The sequence below is a fragment of the Qipengyuania sp. ASV99 genome, from assembly GCF_047872805.1.
GTDB lineage: Bacteria > Pseudomonadota > Alphaproteobacteria > Sphingomonadales > Sphingomonadaceae > Erythrobacter.
Genome location: NZ_JBLQUK010000009.1, coordinates 1 through 12,664, shown reverse-complemented (window position 1 = coordinate 12,664; position 12,664 = coordinate 1). Strand labels below are relative to the sequence as shown.

At 60.9% G+C, this 12,664-nt stretch carries 15 protein-coding genes; 5 read left to right on the top strand and 10 right to left on the bottom strand.

Going from position 1 to position 12,664, the window contains the following annotated elements; translation table 11 throughout:
• Window positions 1-153: 153 nt before the first annotated feature.
• Both ACM64M_RS10905 and ACM64M_RS10900 read left to right on the top strand, forming a co-directional pair.
• Window positions 154-762, top strand: a complete 609-nt coding sequence (locus ACM64M_RS10905; RefSeq protein WP_416228819.1) for an HNH endonuclease — start codon at window positions 154-156, stop codon at window positions 760-762.
• 81 nt (window positions 763-843) lie between these two features.
• Window positions 844-1,065, top strand: a complete 222-nt coding sequence (locus ACM64M_RS10900) for a hypothetical protein (RefSeq protein WP_416228716.1) — start codon at window positions 844-846, stop codon at window positions 1,063-1,065.
• A 51-nt stretch (window positions 1,066-1,116) separates the two neighbouring features.
• On the opposite strand, the gene ACM64M_RS10895 is transcribed toward ACM64M_RS10900, so the two are convergent.
• From ACM64M_RS10895 to dksA, 4 genes are all read right to left on the bottom strand, one after another.
• On the bottom strand, window positions 1,117-1,506 hold the full coding sequence (locus tag ACM64M_RS10895; protein WP_416228818.1) for a DUF4112 domain-containing protein: 390 nt from the start codon (window positions 1,504-1,506) through the stop codon (window positions 1,117-1,119).
• Window positions 1,507-1,615: 109 nt separating this feature from the next.
• Window positions 1,616-3,010, bottom strand: coding sequence for an ABC transporter substrate-binding protein (locus ACM64M_RS10890; protein ID WP_416228715.1), 1,395 nt, complete (start codon window positions 3,008-3,010; stop codon window positions 1,616-1,618).
• A 191-nt stretch (window positions 3,011-3,201) separates the two neighbouring features.
• On the bottom strand, window positions 3,202-3,579 hold the full coding sequence (locus ACM64M_RS10885; RefSeq protein ID WP_416228714.1) for a PilZ domain-containing protein: 378 nt from the start codon (window positions 3,577-3,579) through the stop codon (window positions 3,202-3,204).
• Between the two features lie 244 nt (window positions 3,580-3,823).
• Window positions 3,824-4,282 (bottom strand): RNA polymerase-binding protein DksA, encoded by a 459-nt coding sequence (gene dksA / locus ACM64M_RS10880; RefSeq protein WP_416228817.1) that lies wholly within the window; start codon window positions 4,280-4,282, stop codon window positions 3,824-3,826.
• Window positions 4,283-4,614: 332 nt separating this feature from the next.
• Between dksA and ACM64M_RS10875 the strand changes: the two genes are divergently transcribed.
• Window positions 4,615-4,941 carry a hypothetical protein gene (locus ACM64M_RS10875; RefSeq protein ID WP_416228713.1) on the top strand — a complete coding sequence of 109 codons (327 nt, stop codon included), beginning with the start codon at window positions 4,615-4,617 and terminating at the stop codon, window positions 4,939-4,941.
• 9 nt (window positions 4,942-4,950) lie between these two features.
• Here the strand turns inward: ACM64M_RS10875 and ACM64M_RS10870 are convergent, their stop codons facing one another.
• Genes ACM64M_RS10870 through ACM64M_RS10850 form a run of 5 tightly spaced genes read right to left on the bottom strand, consistent with a single transcriptional unit; the run spans window position 4,951 to window position 8,253 of the window.
• Window positions 4,951-6,090 (bottom strand): GNAT family N-acetyltransferase, encoded by a 1,140-nt coding sequence (locus ACM64M_RS10870; RefSeq protein WP_416228712.1) that lies wholly within the window; start codon window positions 6,088-6,090, stop codon window positions 4,951-4,953.
• Complete coding sequence (locus tag ACM64M_RS10865) at window positions 6,087-6,815, bottom strand: glycerophosphodiester phosphodiesterase family protein (protein ID WP_416228711.1); 729 nt, start codon at window positions 6,813-6,815, stop codon at window positions 6,087-6,089. Before ACM64M_RS10865 ends, ACM64M_RS10870 begins: the two co-directional genes overlap by 4 nt.
• A gap of 6 nt (window positions 6,816-6,821) precedes the next feature.
• Entirely contained in the window at window positions 6,822-7,280 is a 459-nt protein-coding gene (locus ACM64M_RS10860; protein ID WP_416228710.1) for a RidA family protein, read from the bottom strand.
• On the bottom strand, window positions 7,277-7,906 hold the full coding sequence (locus tag ACM64M_RS10855; RefSeq protein ID WP_416228709.1) for an HAD family hydrolase: 630 nt from the start codon (window positions 7,904-7,906) through the stop codon (window positions 7,277-7,279). The genes ACM64M_RS10860 and ACM64M_RS10855 overlap by 4 nt, the downstream gene beginning before the upstream one ends.
• The gene (locus tag ACM64M_RS10850) at window positions 7,903-8,253 is read right to left on the bottom strand and encodes a DUF3572 family protein (RefSeq protein WP_416228708.1); all 351 of its coding nucleotides are present in this window, start codon (window positions 8,251-8,253) and stop codon (window positions 7,903-7,905) included. Before ACM64M_RS10850 ends, ACM64M_RS10855 begins: the two co-directional genes overlap by 4 nt.
• A 28-nt stretch (window positions 8,254-8,281) precedes the next feature.
• Between ACM64M_RS10850 and ACM64M_RS10845 the strand changes: the two genes are divergently transcribed.
• Both ACM64M_RS10845 and ACM64M_RS10840 read left to right on the top strand, forming a co-directional pair.
• Window positions 8,282-8,650, top strand: a complete 369-nt coding sequence (locus ACM64M_RS10845) for a response regulator (RefSeq protein WP_416228707.1) — start codon at window positions 8,282-8,284, stop codon at window positions 8,648-8,650.
• A 189-nt stretch (window positions 8,651-8,839) separates the two neighbouring features.
• A complete protein-coding gene (locus ACM64M_RS10840) occupies window positions 8,840-11,005 on the top strand; it encodes a TonB-dependent receptor (protein ID WP_416228706.1) in 2,166 nt (721 codons plus the stop codon).
• 57 nt (window positions 11,006-11,062) lie between these two features.
• Here the strand turns inward: ACM64M_RS10840 and ACM64M_RS10835 are convergent, their stop codons facing one another.
• Window positions 11,063-12,238: a saccharopine dehydrogenase family protein gene (locus ACM64M_RS10835; RefSeq protein WP_416228705.1), complete on the bottom strand. Its 1,176-nt coding sequence runs from the start codon at window positions 12,236-12,238 to the stop codon at window positions 11,063-11,065.
• Between the last annotated feature and the right edge of the window lie 426 nt (window positions 12,239-12,664).

The following is a 12,664-nucleotide window of genomic DNA, read 5'->3' as shown; positions in this document are numbered from 1 at the left end:
GCCATCATGCAGCAAAGCAGGGCAGGGTGGACATTTTTTTGCGCTATCCACATCTTATCAACAGGCCGACCCTGTGGATAGCAAGAGTGTCACGGCTTTGACTCTTTAGCTTGCCACGGCATGTTCGCATTCAATCAGGGAGGAACATCCGAAGTGTTCAAAGCCGAACTGATCGAAACCGCCGCGAAGTTTCGCAGCGCCGGGGAAGATCCGACACGCAACCTGTCCGCGTGCCCTGCGCTGGTGCTCAATGCGGATTACACCCCTTTATCCTATTATCCGCTGAGCATCTGGCCGTGGCAGACCGCGATCAAGGCGGTGTTTCTTGACCGGGTGGATATTGTCGCGAGCTATGACCGCGAGGTCCATTCGCCCAGCCTCGACATGAAAATCCCCAGCGTGATCGCGCTGCGGCAATATGTGAAGCAGAGCGAATTTCCCGCCTTCACGCGGTTCAACGTATTCCTGCGCGACCGGTTTCAGTGCCAATATTGCGGCAGCGACCATCATCTGACGTTTGACCATGTGATCCCGCGCCGTTTGGGCGGGCGCACCACATGGGAAAACATCATCACCGCCTGCGCGCCGTGCAACATGAAGAAGGGCGGACGCACGCCCAGCCAGGCGAAAATGCCGGTGCAGATGAAACCGATCCGCCCGACAAGCTGGCAATTGCAGCAACACGGCAAGCTGTTCCCGCCCAATTACCTGCACGAAACATGGCGCGACTGGCTGTATTGGGACATTGAGCTGGAGGCCTAGCCGGTTCTGCTTGTTGCAGGGCGAGGACTGTGACAACTTCGTGCGCGGCGTGGGTTTCCGGGCCTTATCGAGGGATGGTTCATGGCAAACAAAGCCGACCCAAATGCCAGTCTGACAGCGGGCGTCGTCCTGCTTGCGGTTTCGTGTCTGAATATCGGGTACGGGCTGTGTATGACGGTGAACCTGATGGAAAACGCCTATCTTCCGGTCGGGATTGGCGTGATGCTGTCCGCACTGGCAACGATGTTCATCGCCAAAAGCGCCAAAATGCTCAGCGAAAGCTCGCCTGCGAGCGACGAATAGACCTGCATAGGCAAATCAGGTCGTCGTCCATCGGCTGTGCCGCCCCGTGAATTACCCCTCGATGATGCGGGTTTCCGGGTGGTGTTTGTCTAGGTGTTTCCGAATGATCCGCAAATTGCGGCTGTTCGACCGGAATACGAAATCCGCCGCATCGCCGACCACGGGCAACAATCCGATTGCGGCATCGAAAGCGACATTGGCACCCATCCGGGTGAGCTGCCATTTCGACATCCCGAGATTGCGGGCCTCCCACACCATATAGGCGCCCAGCGCGGTTGCGACGATATCGCCTAGCACCGGGACCAGCCCGATCAGCGCGTCGAGTCCGATGGGAAAATTGACGCCGGGGATGCGAAAGCTGCGTTCAAGGAGCAATTCGACCGCCTCCACCCGCGCACGGACAGAAGCAGGGTCGCTGCCAGTGGGCAGGGTCAGGCCCATCACTTGCGGACCATTGGATGGGCCAGCGGATGGGCCAGTGAACGGACCACTCTGAATACCGTCGAAAGGTTGGCGATCGGGACCGCTCATGGCATTCTCCTTTTCCGCATCAATTGGTGGGCTGCGATAGCGGAAACAAGGGGTGGATGCCCCATTGGTTCGCCTGATACCCGCTCACCGCGCCGCGCACCAATGACCATCGCACTGGCACGCCCAGCGGAATGAACACTTCGGCGGCTATGATTTCGGCATGGGCTTCTGCCAAAAGTGCTTGTTTTTCTTCAGGGTCCCGAACGCTCAGCGAATCGCGTACCAGCGTATCGGCTCCGGGTGAGCACAGTCCCAGGTCGAGCGCGCAATTGAATTGGTTGAGATACCAACGCGGCGACGAATAGCGCGCCATCCGGTCGCTCAATTCCAATTCTGCACCTTCACCAATACCCACGCGCACCAATGTGACGCCAATGCTCTGCCAAGCACCTGCAATCTGTTCGTACAGCAGGTCGCTGCCCGGACCTTCGGGCAGACCCAGCCGCAGCACCGCCTGTTCGCCGCTGCCCGCCTCCCATTGCGCGATGCGCGCCCGTGCAATCTGGCGGCGTTCGTCAATTTCGAGCCCGTCCCACCGGTTGAGCGGATATTGCGTCGGCGCAAACATGGCCTGCGGCACGATCCAGGTTGCCGGTTGCCAGCCGCCCAGCCCGAACGGCTGCATCAGGACCGAACGGTCAATCGCCATCGACAGCGCCTCGCGCCGCGCAGGATCAGATAATACGCCAGCATCGCTGCGGATGATAAAGCCAAACAGGCCCAGTGCCGGATCGACTTGCACCGTGCCGCGCGACAGCGGACCCAATTTCGCCAGCGGAAAGGTCGCCAGCGTTCCGCCCATCAACAGATCCACATCGCCGCCAGTAAAGGCATCGACCGCCGCCTGTCCCGCCAGCGCGCGCACACTCAGCCCGCGCGACACCTCTTCCCAATCCTCTTTGGCGGGAAGCCCGCGTTCCTGCGGTGGCAGCGCGCTGAGCCGGATGATCTGCGTTTCATCGTCGCGCGACAGGACCATCGGCCCTGCACCACTGCCGCGATTGACCAGTCCGAGTTCGGGCTGCGCAAGCAGCCGCAGAAATTCAGGCATCGGCCCCGACAGGCGCAGTTCGACAACCCGCCCGGTCATCGCGCGAACCTCTGTCACCTTGGCAAGGTCGAGGCCGAGCGAGGTGCCGTCCAGCTTGCGGATCGCCTCGCGCAGCAAACGGCGCACCTCGGCGGCGGTGATTTCTTCGCCGTCGGGCCAATTCGAACTGCGCAGCCGGAAAATATAGCTCAGCCCGTCATCAGTAACGATCCAGCGTTCGGCAATGGCGGGCACGACCTGTCCCGCAGCATCCAGCGCAACGAGCCCCTCATTGGTTGATGCGCGCACATGTTGAGCCGCGTGTGACAGCCGCACGCCGTCCTGTATCAGCGTTTCCTCAGTGGCGAAAATTGCAATGTCCACCGGGCCTCGGTCCGCCGCAGAACCGCAAGCGGAAAGAAGCATGGCCGAAATCAGGATCAGACAGAATCGCATTGCGCCAAAGTGACTAGCAGCTTGTGAGCGGCAGGTCAGCGCGAAGTCACTGGCTTATGTTATTGGCCCCGGTCACTGGCTCAATCCGCGCGCAAGGACAGCGCCGGACCCGCATGGTGTCAGACCTTGCGCAGGCTGCCTGGATCAAGCTGCGGCGGCGCGCGATGCGCATAGGATGGTGCATTCAAATGGTTGTCGTCATTCGAGCTTTCGAAAGCGGGCTTGCGGGCCAGTTGCGAATCCACCTCTTCATCGAAGGCAATGCCGAATCGCTGATCCTGAACCCATGCGACAGTGCCGCCGATCGTGCCGATATTGCGCAGTTCTACAGTGACCCTGTTGCCGCGTTTGACCGGCATGGCGCCTTCGCCCATCATCCCGCCATCGGAAAGGTTGCGAACCCGCGCACGATGCGTCTCGCTTTGCTGTTCGATCCGCACATTGGCGAGCAGAAACAGGCTATCGCGCGATACGCTCCTGGTTTCGAGACCCGTCATCCTTGCAATTCTCCTGAACCGTTCTTCACGATTGCCCCGGCAAAGGGCAATCATCCCCAAAAAACGAGCGTGGCGGGGTGCAAAACCTGCCACGGACCCTGCCGAACCGATTATAATTTCGCGGTAAATGAGCCGTTAAATTTCGCGCGGTGGCCCCGCCAAACCGGCGACGCGTGCCAAATTGACACGAAATTTCTGGTTGGCCTTTGTGTCGCTGTCAGGATTACCGCCGGAGCGGGGGGGTTCAATCGTCGCGCGACACTTTTTCGCGCCGTTCATGCGCTTCCTGCGCTTCGACTGTCATGGTCGCCACCGGGCGAGCGATCAGGCGGCGCAGGCCGATGGGATCGCCGGTCACTTCGCAATAGCCATATTCGCCCTGATCGATCCGGCGCAGCGCGGCGTCGATTTTCGACACCAGCTTGCGTTGACGGTCGCGGGTGCGCAATTCGATGCCCCAATCGGTCTCGCTTGATGCGCGGTCGTTGAGATCAGCCTCACGCATGGGTCCGTCAGCGAGCGATTGCAGCGTCTGTCCGGCGGCGGTGTGGATCGAACGTTTCCATTCGATCAGCAACATCTGGAAATAGGCAAGCTGCTTCTTGCCCATATATTCCTCATCCTCGCTTGGCACGTAATCGGGCGCAAGGATGCTTTTGGCTTTTTCAAGGATGGTGATTTCTTCAGACGCGGCCGCTGGCATGTGGTCCTCTAATCTCAAATAGTCCTGGCTGACCGTACCGTCCCATTTCCACCGCGACGGTTGCTGCTGTGCAGGTCGGGGCATTGCCGCGCCTATAGGCAAGCCATACCGCCCGCACAAGCCGGTTTGGCCCGGTTTGGCACGGCAATCTTCACAAACTCTGAAAGCTGCGGAAATCCGGGCAAAATGACGCGCTTGCTAGGCGTGCCGTCAAAAAATTTCGCGCTGCGTTAACCAATTGTTGACCACGATTGGACAGGTCTGGTGTTGCAGAGTTCGAACGGGGGTCTGTGTCATCGTGCAAAAATGGCGATGAAAATGGGGAATGGGCAATGAAACTGGAAATTTTCAATACAGGGGATGCGGCGCGGCTTGACGCTGGCGAGATTGATCTGGCGATTGCCGGCTATCTGGCGAGCGCCGCTGCCGGCGACGTGACCGCGCTGTTCGATCTGGGCGTCGCCTATTCGACCGGCAGCAACGGGGTGACCTGCGATCTGGTCGAGGCGCACAAATGGTTCAACCTTGCCGCATCGCGCGGCCATGAAGAAGCGGGCTGGTGCCGCGCCGATGTGGCCGATGAAATGACCGCGCGCGAAATCGCCGAGGCTCAGCGCCGGGCGCGCCGCTGGCTCGCCGAAGAACGCCGCGCTGCCTAAGCATAGGGTTCAGCCCCCCTTCTTGAACGGGGTTCTGGCATCCAGAAACACCTGATCGGTCGCCACTCCGCGGCGTTCGCGGTCGAGAAAATCGGCAATGGCGGCGCGAAATCCGGGCTCGGCAATCCAGTGGGCAGACCATGTCTGGACCGGCTCATACCCACGCGCCAGCTTGTGCCCGCCCTGCGCCCCGGCTTCGACTCGCGGTAGGCCAAGTTTGATGGCGATGTCGATTGCCTGATAATAGCACAGTTCGAAATGCAGAAAACGCACATCGCGCGTGCAGCCCCAATAGCGGCCATAGATCGCATCGCTGCCGATGAAGTTGAGCGCCCCTGCAATCGGGCAATCATCGTCATAGGCAAGGATCAGCACCATCCTTTCGCTCATGCGTTCGCCCAGCAGGGTAAAGGCTTCGCGCGTCAGATAGGGCGTGCCCCATTTGCGCGCGCCAGTATCTTGATAAAACACCCAGAACGCGTCCCAGTGATGCGGTTTGATATCGCCGCCTGACAGCCGCTCAATCCGCAGACCCAGCCGCGCTGCCTCACGTTCCTTGCGCAGGTTCTTGCGTTTGCGCGAGGCGAGTTCATCGAGGAAATCGTCAAAGCTGCGATAATCGCGGTTGCTCCAGTGAAACTGAATGTCGCTGCGCATCAACCAGTCGCCCGCTTCGAACAAGGCAATCTGTTCGGGATCGATAAAGGTCGCATGCGCCGACGACAGCCCGTTTTGCGCGCAGACCATCTCTGCCGCCTTCAGCAGATGACCCGATAGCGCGGGATCGGACAGCAACAGGCGCGGGCCATTGGCAGGCGTGAACGGCGCGGCGATTTGCAGCTTGGGATAATAATTGCGCCCCGCCCGGTGCAGCGCATCGGCCCAGCTGCGGTCGAACACATATTCGCCCTGACTGTGCCCCTTGGCATAGCTGGGCATGGCGGCGATCAGGCGGTCATCTGCGTCGGTGATGACAATCGGCACCGGATCCCAGCCGGTCCCCTCACCAACGCTGCCCGAATCTTCGAGCGCGGTGAGGAATTCGTGGCTGACGAACGGGTTGCGATCGCCGCCCAGCGCGTTCCATTCTGCGGCGTCAAAGCTGCCGACCGACGGTGCGAGGCGGACGGTCAATTCATGGTCGTTCATGCCAGACCTGCCCCCTCGGCAATCAGGGCATCGGCATGGGCAAGTCCGCGGGCCCGCGTTTCGGGCGAGTGCACCGTCCAGGTCAGCAGCGGGTGTCCACTGGCACGCCACGCAGCGGCACTTTCGTCAAGCAGGTCGCGAACATCCAGGGCAAGGAAATTGGGCCGCGCCAGCTCTAGCGCAACTGGATCGCGCCATACGCCCTCGAACCCGTTCTTGAGGCTGTCGGTCCCCACCAGCCCGCGCGCGACATGCGGAGCCTCGGCGGCGAACCATGCGCCGACGCGCGGATCGAAGCTCATCACAGCATGATCCCCGCGATAGTCGGCCAGCAGCCGCGCGACATAAAGGCAGGTCCATTCAACATCATAACCGGGCTGCGACTTGATCTCGATCAGGAGCGGCACACGGCCTGCGATCGCCGCAAGGAATGTCGCCAGCCGCATCGGACGCTGATCCGTGCCGAGCAGCCGAAGCGTTTCGAGATCATCAGCGCCAAGCTGTTCAGTTTCTTCCGGCCGGCCCGTCAACCGTTCGAGATTCCAGTCGTGAAACACCACCGGGTGATCGTCTGCGCTGCGCTGAATATCGCATTCGATCCCCAGCCCCGCCGCAATCGCGCCTTCTGCCGCGGCCCGCGAGTTTTCCGGCACGCCGTCCCCGTGCAGCCCGCGATGGGCATATTCACACCGGGTCAGCCAATCCGGGGCGCGGCGTTGGTTCATCGCAGCTTAGGCATCTTTCAGCGCGATCACTGCATCGACCTCTACCGCCGCCCTCAGCGGCAGCGCGGGCACGCCGACAGCGGCGCGGGCGTGCTTGCCCGCTTCGCCAAACACCTGTTCCATCAGGTCAGATGCGCCGTTGGCAACCTTGGGCTGATCGGTGAAGTCGGGGGTGGAATTGATGAAAGCGCCCAGCTTTATCACTCGCTCTACCCGGTCAAGCAATCCGGCGGCATCAAGCTGCGCCAGGATCATCAGACCGCAGGCGCGCGCGGCATCTGCGCCAGCCTCCAGGGTGACATCCTCGCCCAGCCGCCCTTTCACCAATTGCCCGTCCACGAACGGCAATTGACCCGACACATGCGCAATCCCGCCATGGACCGCTACCGGCACATAGCTCGCGACCGGGGCTGCGGCTTTGGGCAGAGTGATGCCCAGTTCTTCCAAACGTGCATTGATTGTCATGCGGCATTCCTTTTCAGACGTTCCATCAACCACGGCAAAGCCTCTGACCAGCGGTCGATCCGCGCATCAGCATGACCACCCTTGTAAGCGCAGTCGATCGCGCCCGCGATCATCGGTTCGCCGCACAGATGCAACCGCACCACGTCGGGCGCGGTTTCCTTTACCGAAAGGTGATGCTGGGCAAGATCGTCGATGAAAATCGCGCGGCTTGGCGCGAATTCCGCGACGATCTTTTGCAGGGCCGGGCCCTTTGGTCCCTGATTGGTGTAGACTTTGGCGTGCAGGCCGTGCGCGGCCAGTTGCTGCGCGCGCTTGTCCCGGCGGAAATCGACCAGATTGGTCAGCACCACCACATCAGCGTGTTCATTGAGCGCATTCAGCGCATCGACCGCGCCCGCAATCGGCAATTGCTGGTCCATCTGCGTGTCGAAGAACCCGCCGAGTTTCTTCCAGATATCCGCCGGTTCGAGCAATTCTCCGCTGTCCTGCCAGCGCAGCGCATGGGCAAAATCATGCCCTTCGAGGTTGAAATTGACCCCCTCGCTGGTCTCCAGCCAATCCTTGAAATGGGCGACCATGTGGAGGATGACTTCGTCGCAATCGCTGATAATCAGGGGGCGGTTCATGCAGTCAGGTCCTTTTGGGCAGCGATCAGTTCTTCGGGTGTAACCGCCAGCGCCTCGGCGGCGCGGATCAGGTCGGGTTCGTAATTGGCCAGAAATTCAAGCGCCGAGCCGAGCACCTGCGGACTATCCAGCCCGGCGCGCAAACTGTCCGGATCAAGTCCCGTCAGATCGAGATAGCGCGCGGCGCGTTCTTCGTCTTGCAGCAGCCAGCCAAGCGCCGCCAGCGCCAGCGTTGCGGCGCGGGTGACAGCATCGGGCGATGCGGGGTCGCGGGGATGATCGGACAGTTGCGGGATTGTAGCGGCCTTTGTGTCGGGGTAGTTGGGAATGATCGGGCGAGCAAGCAAGCGCGGCTATAATGTATCGGGGTATTCAGTGACAAAGCGAATAATGGTTGTTGAGGATAACGACCTCAACCGGAAATTGTTCTACGATGTGCTGAAAGCAAACGGGTTCGACGTTGACCCGGTGGCCGATGGGCATCTCGTGCTTGAAACCGCGCGCGCGGCGGTGCCGGATCTGATCATCATGGATATTCAGCTGCCCGGCATTTCCGGCGTCGATCTGATTGCAGCTGCCCAGCGCGACACTGTGTTAAAGGCGATCCCGGTGCTGGCCGTGACCGCCTTTGCCGCCAAGGGTGACGAAGAGAGGATTCGTGCCGCCGGGGCATCGGGTTATCTGTCAAAGCCGGTTTCGATCATTCCTTTCATGAATGCGGTGAAGGACCTGCTGCCCGCCTAGCGCCGCGCCGCCGCCGCCGTTCATCTGCGTGACAGAATGCGTGTCAAATTTGCAGCACTGCCATGCCGAATGTCCCCATAGAGGCAGCGTTTCGTCGAATTTCCCCGATTGGCTGTTGCGGATTGAGCATGAGTCATTAGGTGCGTGATACGTTATCACATTATACCACTTCAACGTCTCGGGGTTTGCATGATTTCGATTGTTTCTCGTATCGCGGTTGCGGCGGCGCTGTGCGGTGTCGGTGCCGCTTATCCCGCTTTGGCCCAAAGCGGTGCGGGCGCTGCGCCAGCAAATGAACAGCCCTCCGAAAATCAGGCGCAGGCCGAAGAGGACGTTTTGGACGATCCGCATTACCGCGGTGAAATCCTCGTCAGCGCCGACGCGTTGGAGGAACTCGATTTCATCGCGGGTCAGGACATCATCGATCTTGCCGCTATTCAGCGCGATCTCAGCGGGCAGCTCGGCGACATTCTGACCAAGGTTCCCGGCGTTTCCGCCTCCAGCTTTTCCCCCGGTGCCTCGCGTCCGATCCTGCGCGGGCTGGATGGGGAGCGCGTGCTTGTGCTGATCGACGGGCTGGGCACCGCGGATGTTGGCAACACTTCGGCCGACCACGCCACCACGATTGACCCGCTGACCACCGAACGCATCGAAGTGCTGCGCGGTCCGGCGGCGCTGCTGTTCGGCAGCCAGGCAATCGGCGGCGTCGTCAATGTTATCGATCGCCGCATTCCGATCGCTGTGCCCGAGAACGGATTTCACGTCGACGCGCTGACCGCGTTCGACACCGCCAGCAATTTGCGCAGCGGCGGGGCTTCGGTCGATGCGGCGCTGAATGACATGTTCGTCGTGCATCTTGATGGCTCGTTCCGCGAAACCGACAATCTTGAAATTCCTGGCTTTCAGCTCGCTCCCGGCTTGCGCTCCGACGTGCTCGCGGTCGCCGCAGAGGAAGAAGCCGAAGGCGAATTCGAGGAAGCCGAAGAATTCCGCGAGGCCGCCAATCAGCGCGGTTTCCTGCCCAACAGCGCCACCGAAAGCTGGGCGGTCAACGGCGGGCTGGGGGTGATTCTGGGCGAATCCTCGTTTGGCGCGTCGGTTGGATATTTTGACACCGCTTATGGCCTGGTCGGCCGCCCCGCTGCGGAGCATCATCACGGCGAGGAAGGCGGCGAACAAGGCGGTGAAGAGGAAGATGAAAACGTCTCCATCGGGCTTGAACAATGGCGCGCCGATTTGCGCGGCGATATTGCGCTGGGCAGCGGGTTCTTCTCCCGGCTGAAACTGCGCGGCGGATATTCCGATTACACCCACACCGAATTCGAAGGCACCGAAGTGGGCACCGTGTTCGACACCCAAACCTATGAGGCGCGCGCCGAACTGGTGCAGCGCGGCGGCGGCGTCATCGGGGCGCAATACACCTCGCGCGATTTTCAGGCGGTCGGCGAAGAGGCGTTTGTCGCTCCCAATGAAACCACCCGCCTTGCATTCTTTACCGCGCAGGAATTCGATCTTGGCGGGGTCCAGATCGAAGGCGCGGCGCGTTATGAAACGGTCGATGTCGAATCGCAGCCGCTGGGGCTTCAACGCGATTTTGACCTGTTCTCCGGCGCGCTGTCCGTGATCCTTGAATCCTCCGGCGGCACCCGCTTTGGCCTCACCGCATCGCGGTCAGAGCGCGCTCCGGCTGGCGAGGAATTGTTCGCCAACGGTCCGCATATTGCAACGCAATCGTTTGAGATCGGCAATCCCGACCTCGGCATCGAAAGCGCCTGGGGCATCGAAACCTTTGTCCGCACCAATGCCGGACCCATCGCGTTCAATGCCTCGGTCTATTACCAGTCGTTCAGCGACTTCATCTTCCTGTCGCCCACCGGCGAAGAGCAGGACGATTTGCCGGTGTTCACATTCACCCAGGACGACGCCCGCTTCTTCGGCTTCGAAGCCGGGTTCGAAGCCCCGATTGTCGAAGCGGACAGCTACACTGTTTCCGCTGATCTGCGCGCCTCCTATGTCTCCGCCGAACTTGACGACGGGTCCAGCCTGCCGCGCATTCCGCCGGTCAATCTGCTCGCTGCGCTCGACGCCGATGTCGATGCCTTTACCATCCGCGGCGAAGTCCAATGGTTTGGCGAGCAGGATGAAATCGCCGATTTCGAAACCGCGACCGACAGCTTCACCTTCGTCAATCTGTTCCTTTCGTGGCGGCCCATCCCGGACAATCGCAACGTCGTGCTGCAACTGGCGGGTGAGAACCTGTTTGACACCGAGGGCCGCCGCCACGCCAGCTTTACCAAGGATTTTGTCCCGCTGACCGGGCGCAACATCCGCGCCAGCCTGCGCCTCAGTTTCTGATTTTGGCGAGACCCCGCCCGGTTTTGACATCGCGGCGGGGTCACGCCGCAATTCGCGCTATTTCTCGACGATAAAGCTGATCTCGGCATGCTCCTGCAGCCGGTCCACCAGTGCTTCGCCCAGGAACGAACCGGGCGTGCCGACGCCGCCTTCCGCATCGGTTGAAAGCAGCGCGATGCCGGTTTCCGACAGCATCCGGCTGGTTGATCCATAGCCCGGATCATACTTGCCCTTGACCGCCAGATGCAGCGTTTCGCCGCCCGGTCCCTCGGCCACAAACAGCACGTCGTAAAACCCGTTTTCCCGTTCCTCCTTGGTCGGGCCTTCGCCGGGCTTGGGCGGTTTGGCACCAAAGGGGTTCTTCATCATCTCGACCGCGGCTTCGGCCATTTTCTTGCCTGCCTCGCCGGGGCTGGTCAGCATCATTTCGTCATATTGGAAATCCGTGCCGTAAGGATGGCCGAGCAGGAAATTGGTGCGATGCACGTTCTTGGTGTTGATCGGCGCCATGACAAACGGCGCGGCCCATTTGTCGAGGTCTTTTTCATAGGCCGGGATCATGCCGCTGGGCTGGCTTGGCCCGTCAAATCCGGGGGTGAGCGCAAAGGGATTGCGCAGCACGTTGATGATCGAAGGGCTCTTCGCTGCCGCTTTCATCGTCGCGCCGAGGCTGGCTGCGGTGCCGCCGGAAAATGTCCCCGCCATCGCCCGCACCCGGCCGCGAATGCGCTTTGCCGAAACGCCCCAACGCTGCCTCGCCGCGTTCTGCGCCATCATCACGCCAAGGTCGAAGGGGATCGAATCGAACCCGCTGGAAAAACAGATGCGCGCGCCCGATGCCTTGGCGGCGTCATGATGCTCGGCAATTTTGTCCGCCATCCACGCAGGCTCGCCGCACAGATCGGCGTAATCGGTTCCGGTCTTCACACAGGCCGCGACCAATGCATCGCCGTAAAGTTGGTACGGGCCAACCGTGGTCAGCACGACGCGGGTGCGCGCGCACATTGCCTCAAGATCGGCGGCATCATCGGCATTGGCGACCACCAGCGGCGTATCGGCAGGCGCGCCGATCTCATCGCGCACCGCGGCAAGTTTTTCGAGGCTGCGCCCCGCCATCGCCCATTTGGGAGCGTCATCGCGGCCCGCATAGTGCCGATCCAGATATTCCGCGACCAGCCGCCCGGTGTATCCGGTGGCACCGTAAACAATAATGTCAAAACTCGTTTCAGCCATTGGGCTTTCTCCCATTCCTCATTCCAGCGGCAGCGGGAATCTCTCGCGCGCCACGTTAGCCGCTTGCGCCGCAGATGCCAGCACCGCGCACCATTGGGGCGAGATTCGCGCGCGATCTGCTTGACACATGCGGCATGGTGTCAAGCGGACAAATTGCAGGAATAATATTTATTTTCATAGCATTGAACGAAATTGACGCGGTTGACACTTTTCCAACAAAACACCCATTTGCCGGGAACAGAAGAGGCGCATGGAGACATCATCGGCTGACCTAAGCACGATATGGCGAAGTAGGAAAATGGGGTGGGTTTCAAGATCACGCGCAATCGCGGCACATGTCGGCCACGATTGGTAAGCTGTCGCCTTGCGAAGCCTCTTCACCCACCCCCGCTCAGCCTGAGCTTGTCGAAGGCCATGCGCCGAGGC

Excerpts from the sequence above, each read along its gene's own strand:
- ACM64M_RS10885 (WP_416228714.1), bottom strand. The coding sequence starts at position 3,579 with ATGACGGGTCTCGAAACCAGGAGCGTATCGCGCGATAGCCTGTTTCTG.
- ACM64M_RS10895 (WP_416228818.1), bottom strand. The coding sequence starts at position 1,506 with ATGGGCCTGACCCTGCCCACTGGCAGCGACCCTGCTTCTGTCCGTGCG.
- ACM64M_RS10865 (WP_416228711.1), bottom strand. The coding sequence starts at position 6,815 with ATGAACCAACGCCGCGCCCCGGATTGGCTGACCCGGTGTGAATATGCC.
- ACM64M_RS10870 (WP_416228712.1), bottom strand. The coding sequence starts at position 6,090 with ATGAACGACCATGAATTGACCGTCCGCCTCGCACCGTCGGTCGGCAGC.
- ACM64M_RS10835 (WP_416228705.1), bottom strand. The coding sequence starts at position 12,238 with ATGGCTGAAACGAGTTTTGACATTATTGTTTACGGTGCCACCGGATAC.
- dksA (WP_416228817.1), bottom strand. The coding sequence starts at position 4,282 with ATGCCAGCGGCCGCGTCTGAAGAAATCACCATCCTTGAAAAAGCCAAA.
- ACM64M_RS10855 (WP_416228709.1), bottom strand. The coding sequence starts at position 7,906 with ATGAACCGCCCCCTGATTATCAGCGATTGCGACGAAGTCATCCTCCAC.
- ACM64M_RS10860 (WP_416228710.1), bottom strand. The coding sequence starts at position 7,280 with ATGACAATCAATGCACGTTTGGAAGAACTGGGCATCACTCTGCCCAAA.
- ACM64M_RS10900 (WP_416228716.1), top strand. The coding sequence starts at position 844 with ATGGCAAACAAAGCCGACCCAAATGCCAGTCTGACAGCGGGCGTCGTC.
- ACM64M_RS10840 (WP_416228706.1), top strand. The coding sequence starts at position 8,840 with ATGATTTCGATTGTTTCTCGTATCGCGGTTGCGGCGGCGCTGTGCGGT.
- ACM64M_RS10875 (WP_416228713.1), top strand. The coding sequence starts at position 4,615 with ATGAAACTGGAAATTTTCAATACAGGGGATGCGGCGCGGCTTGACGCT.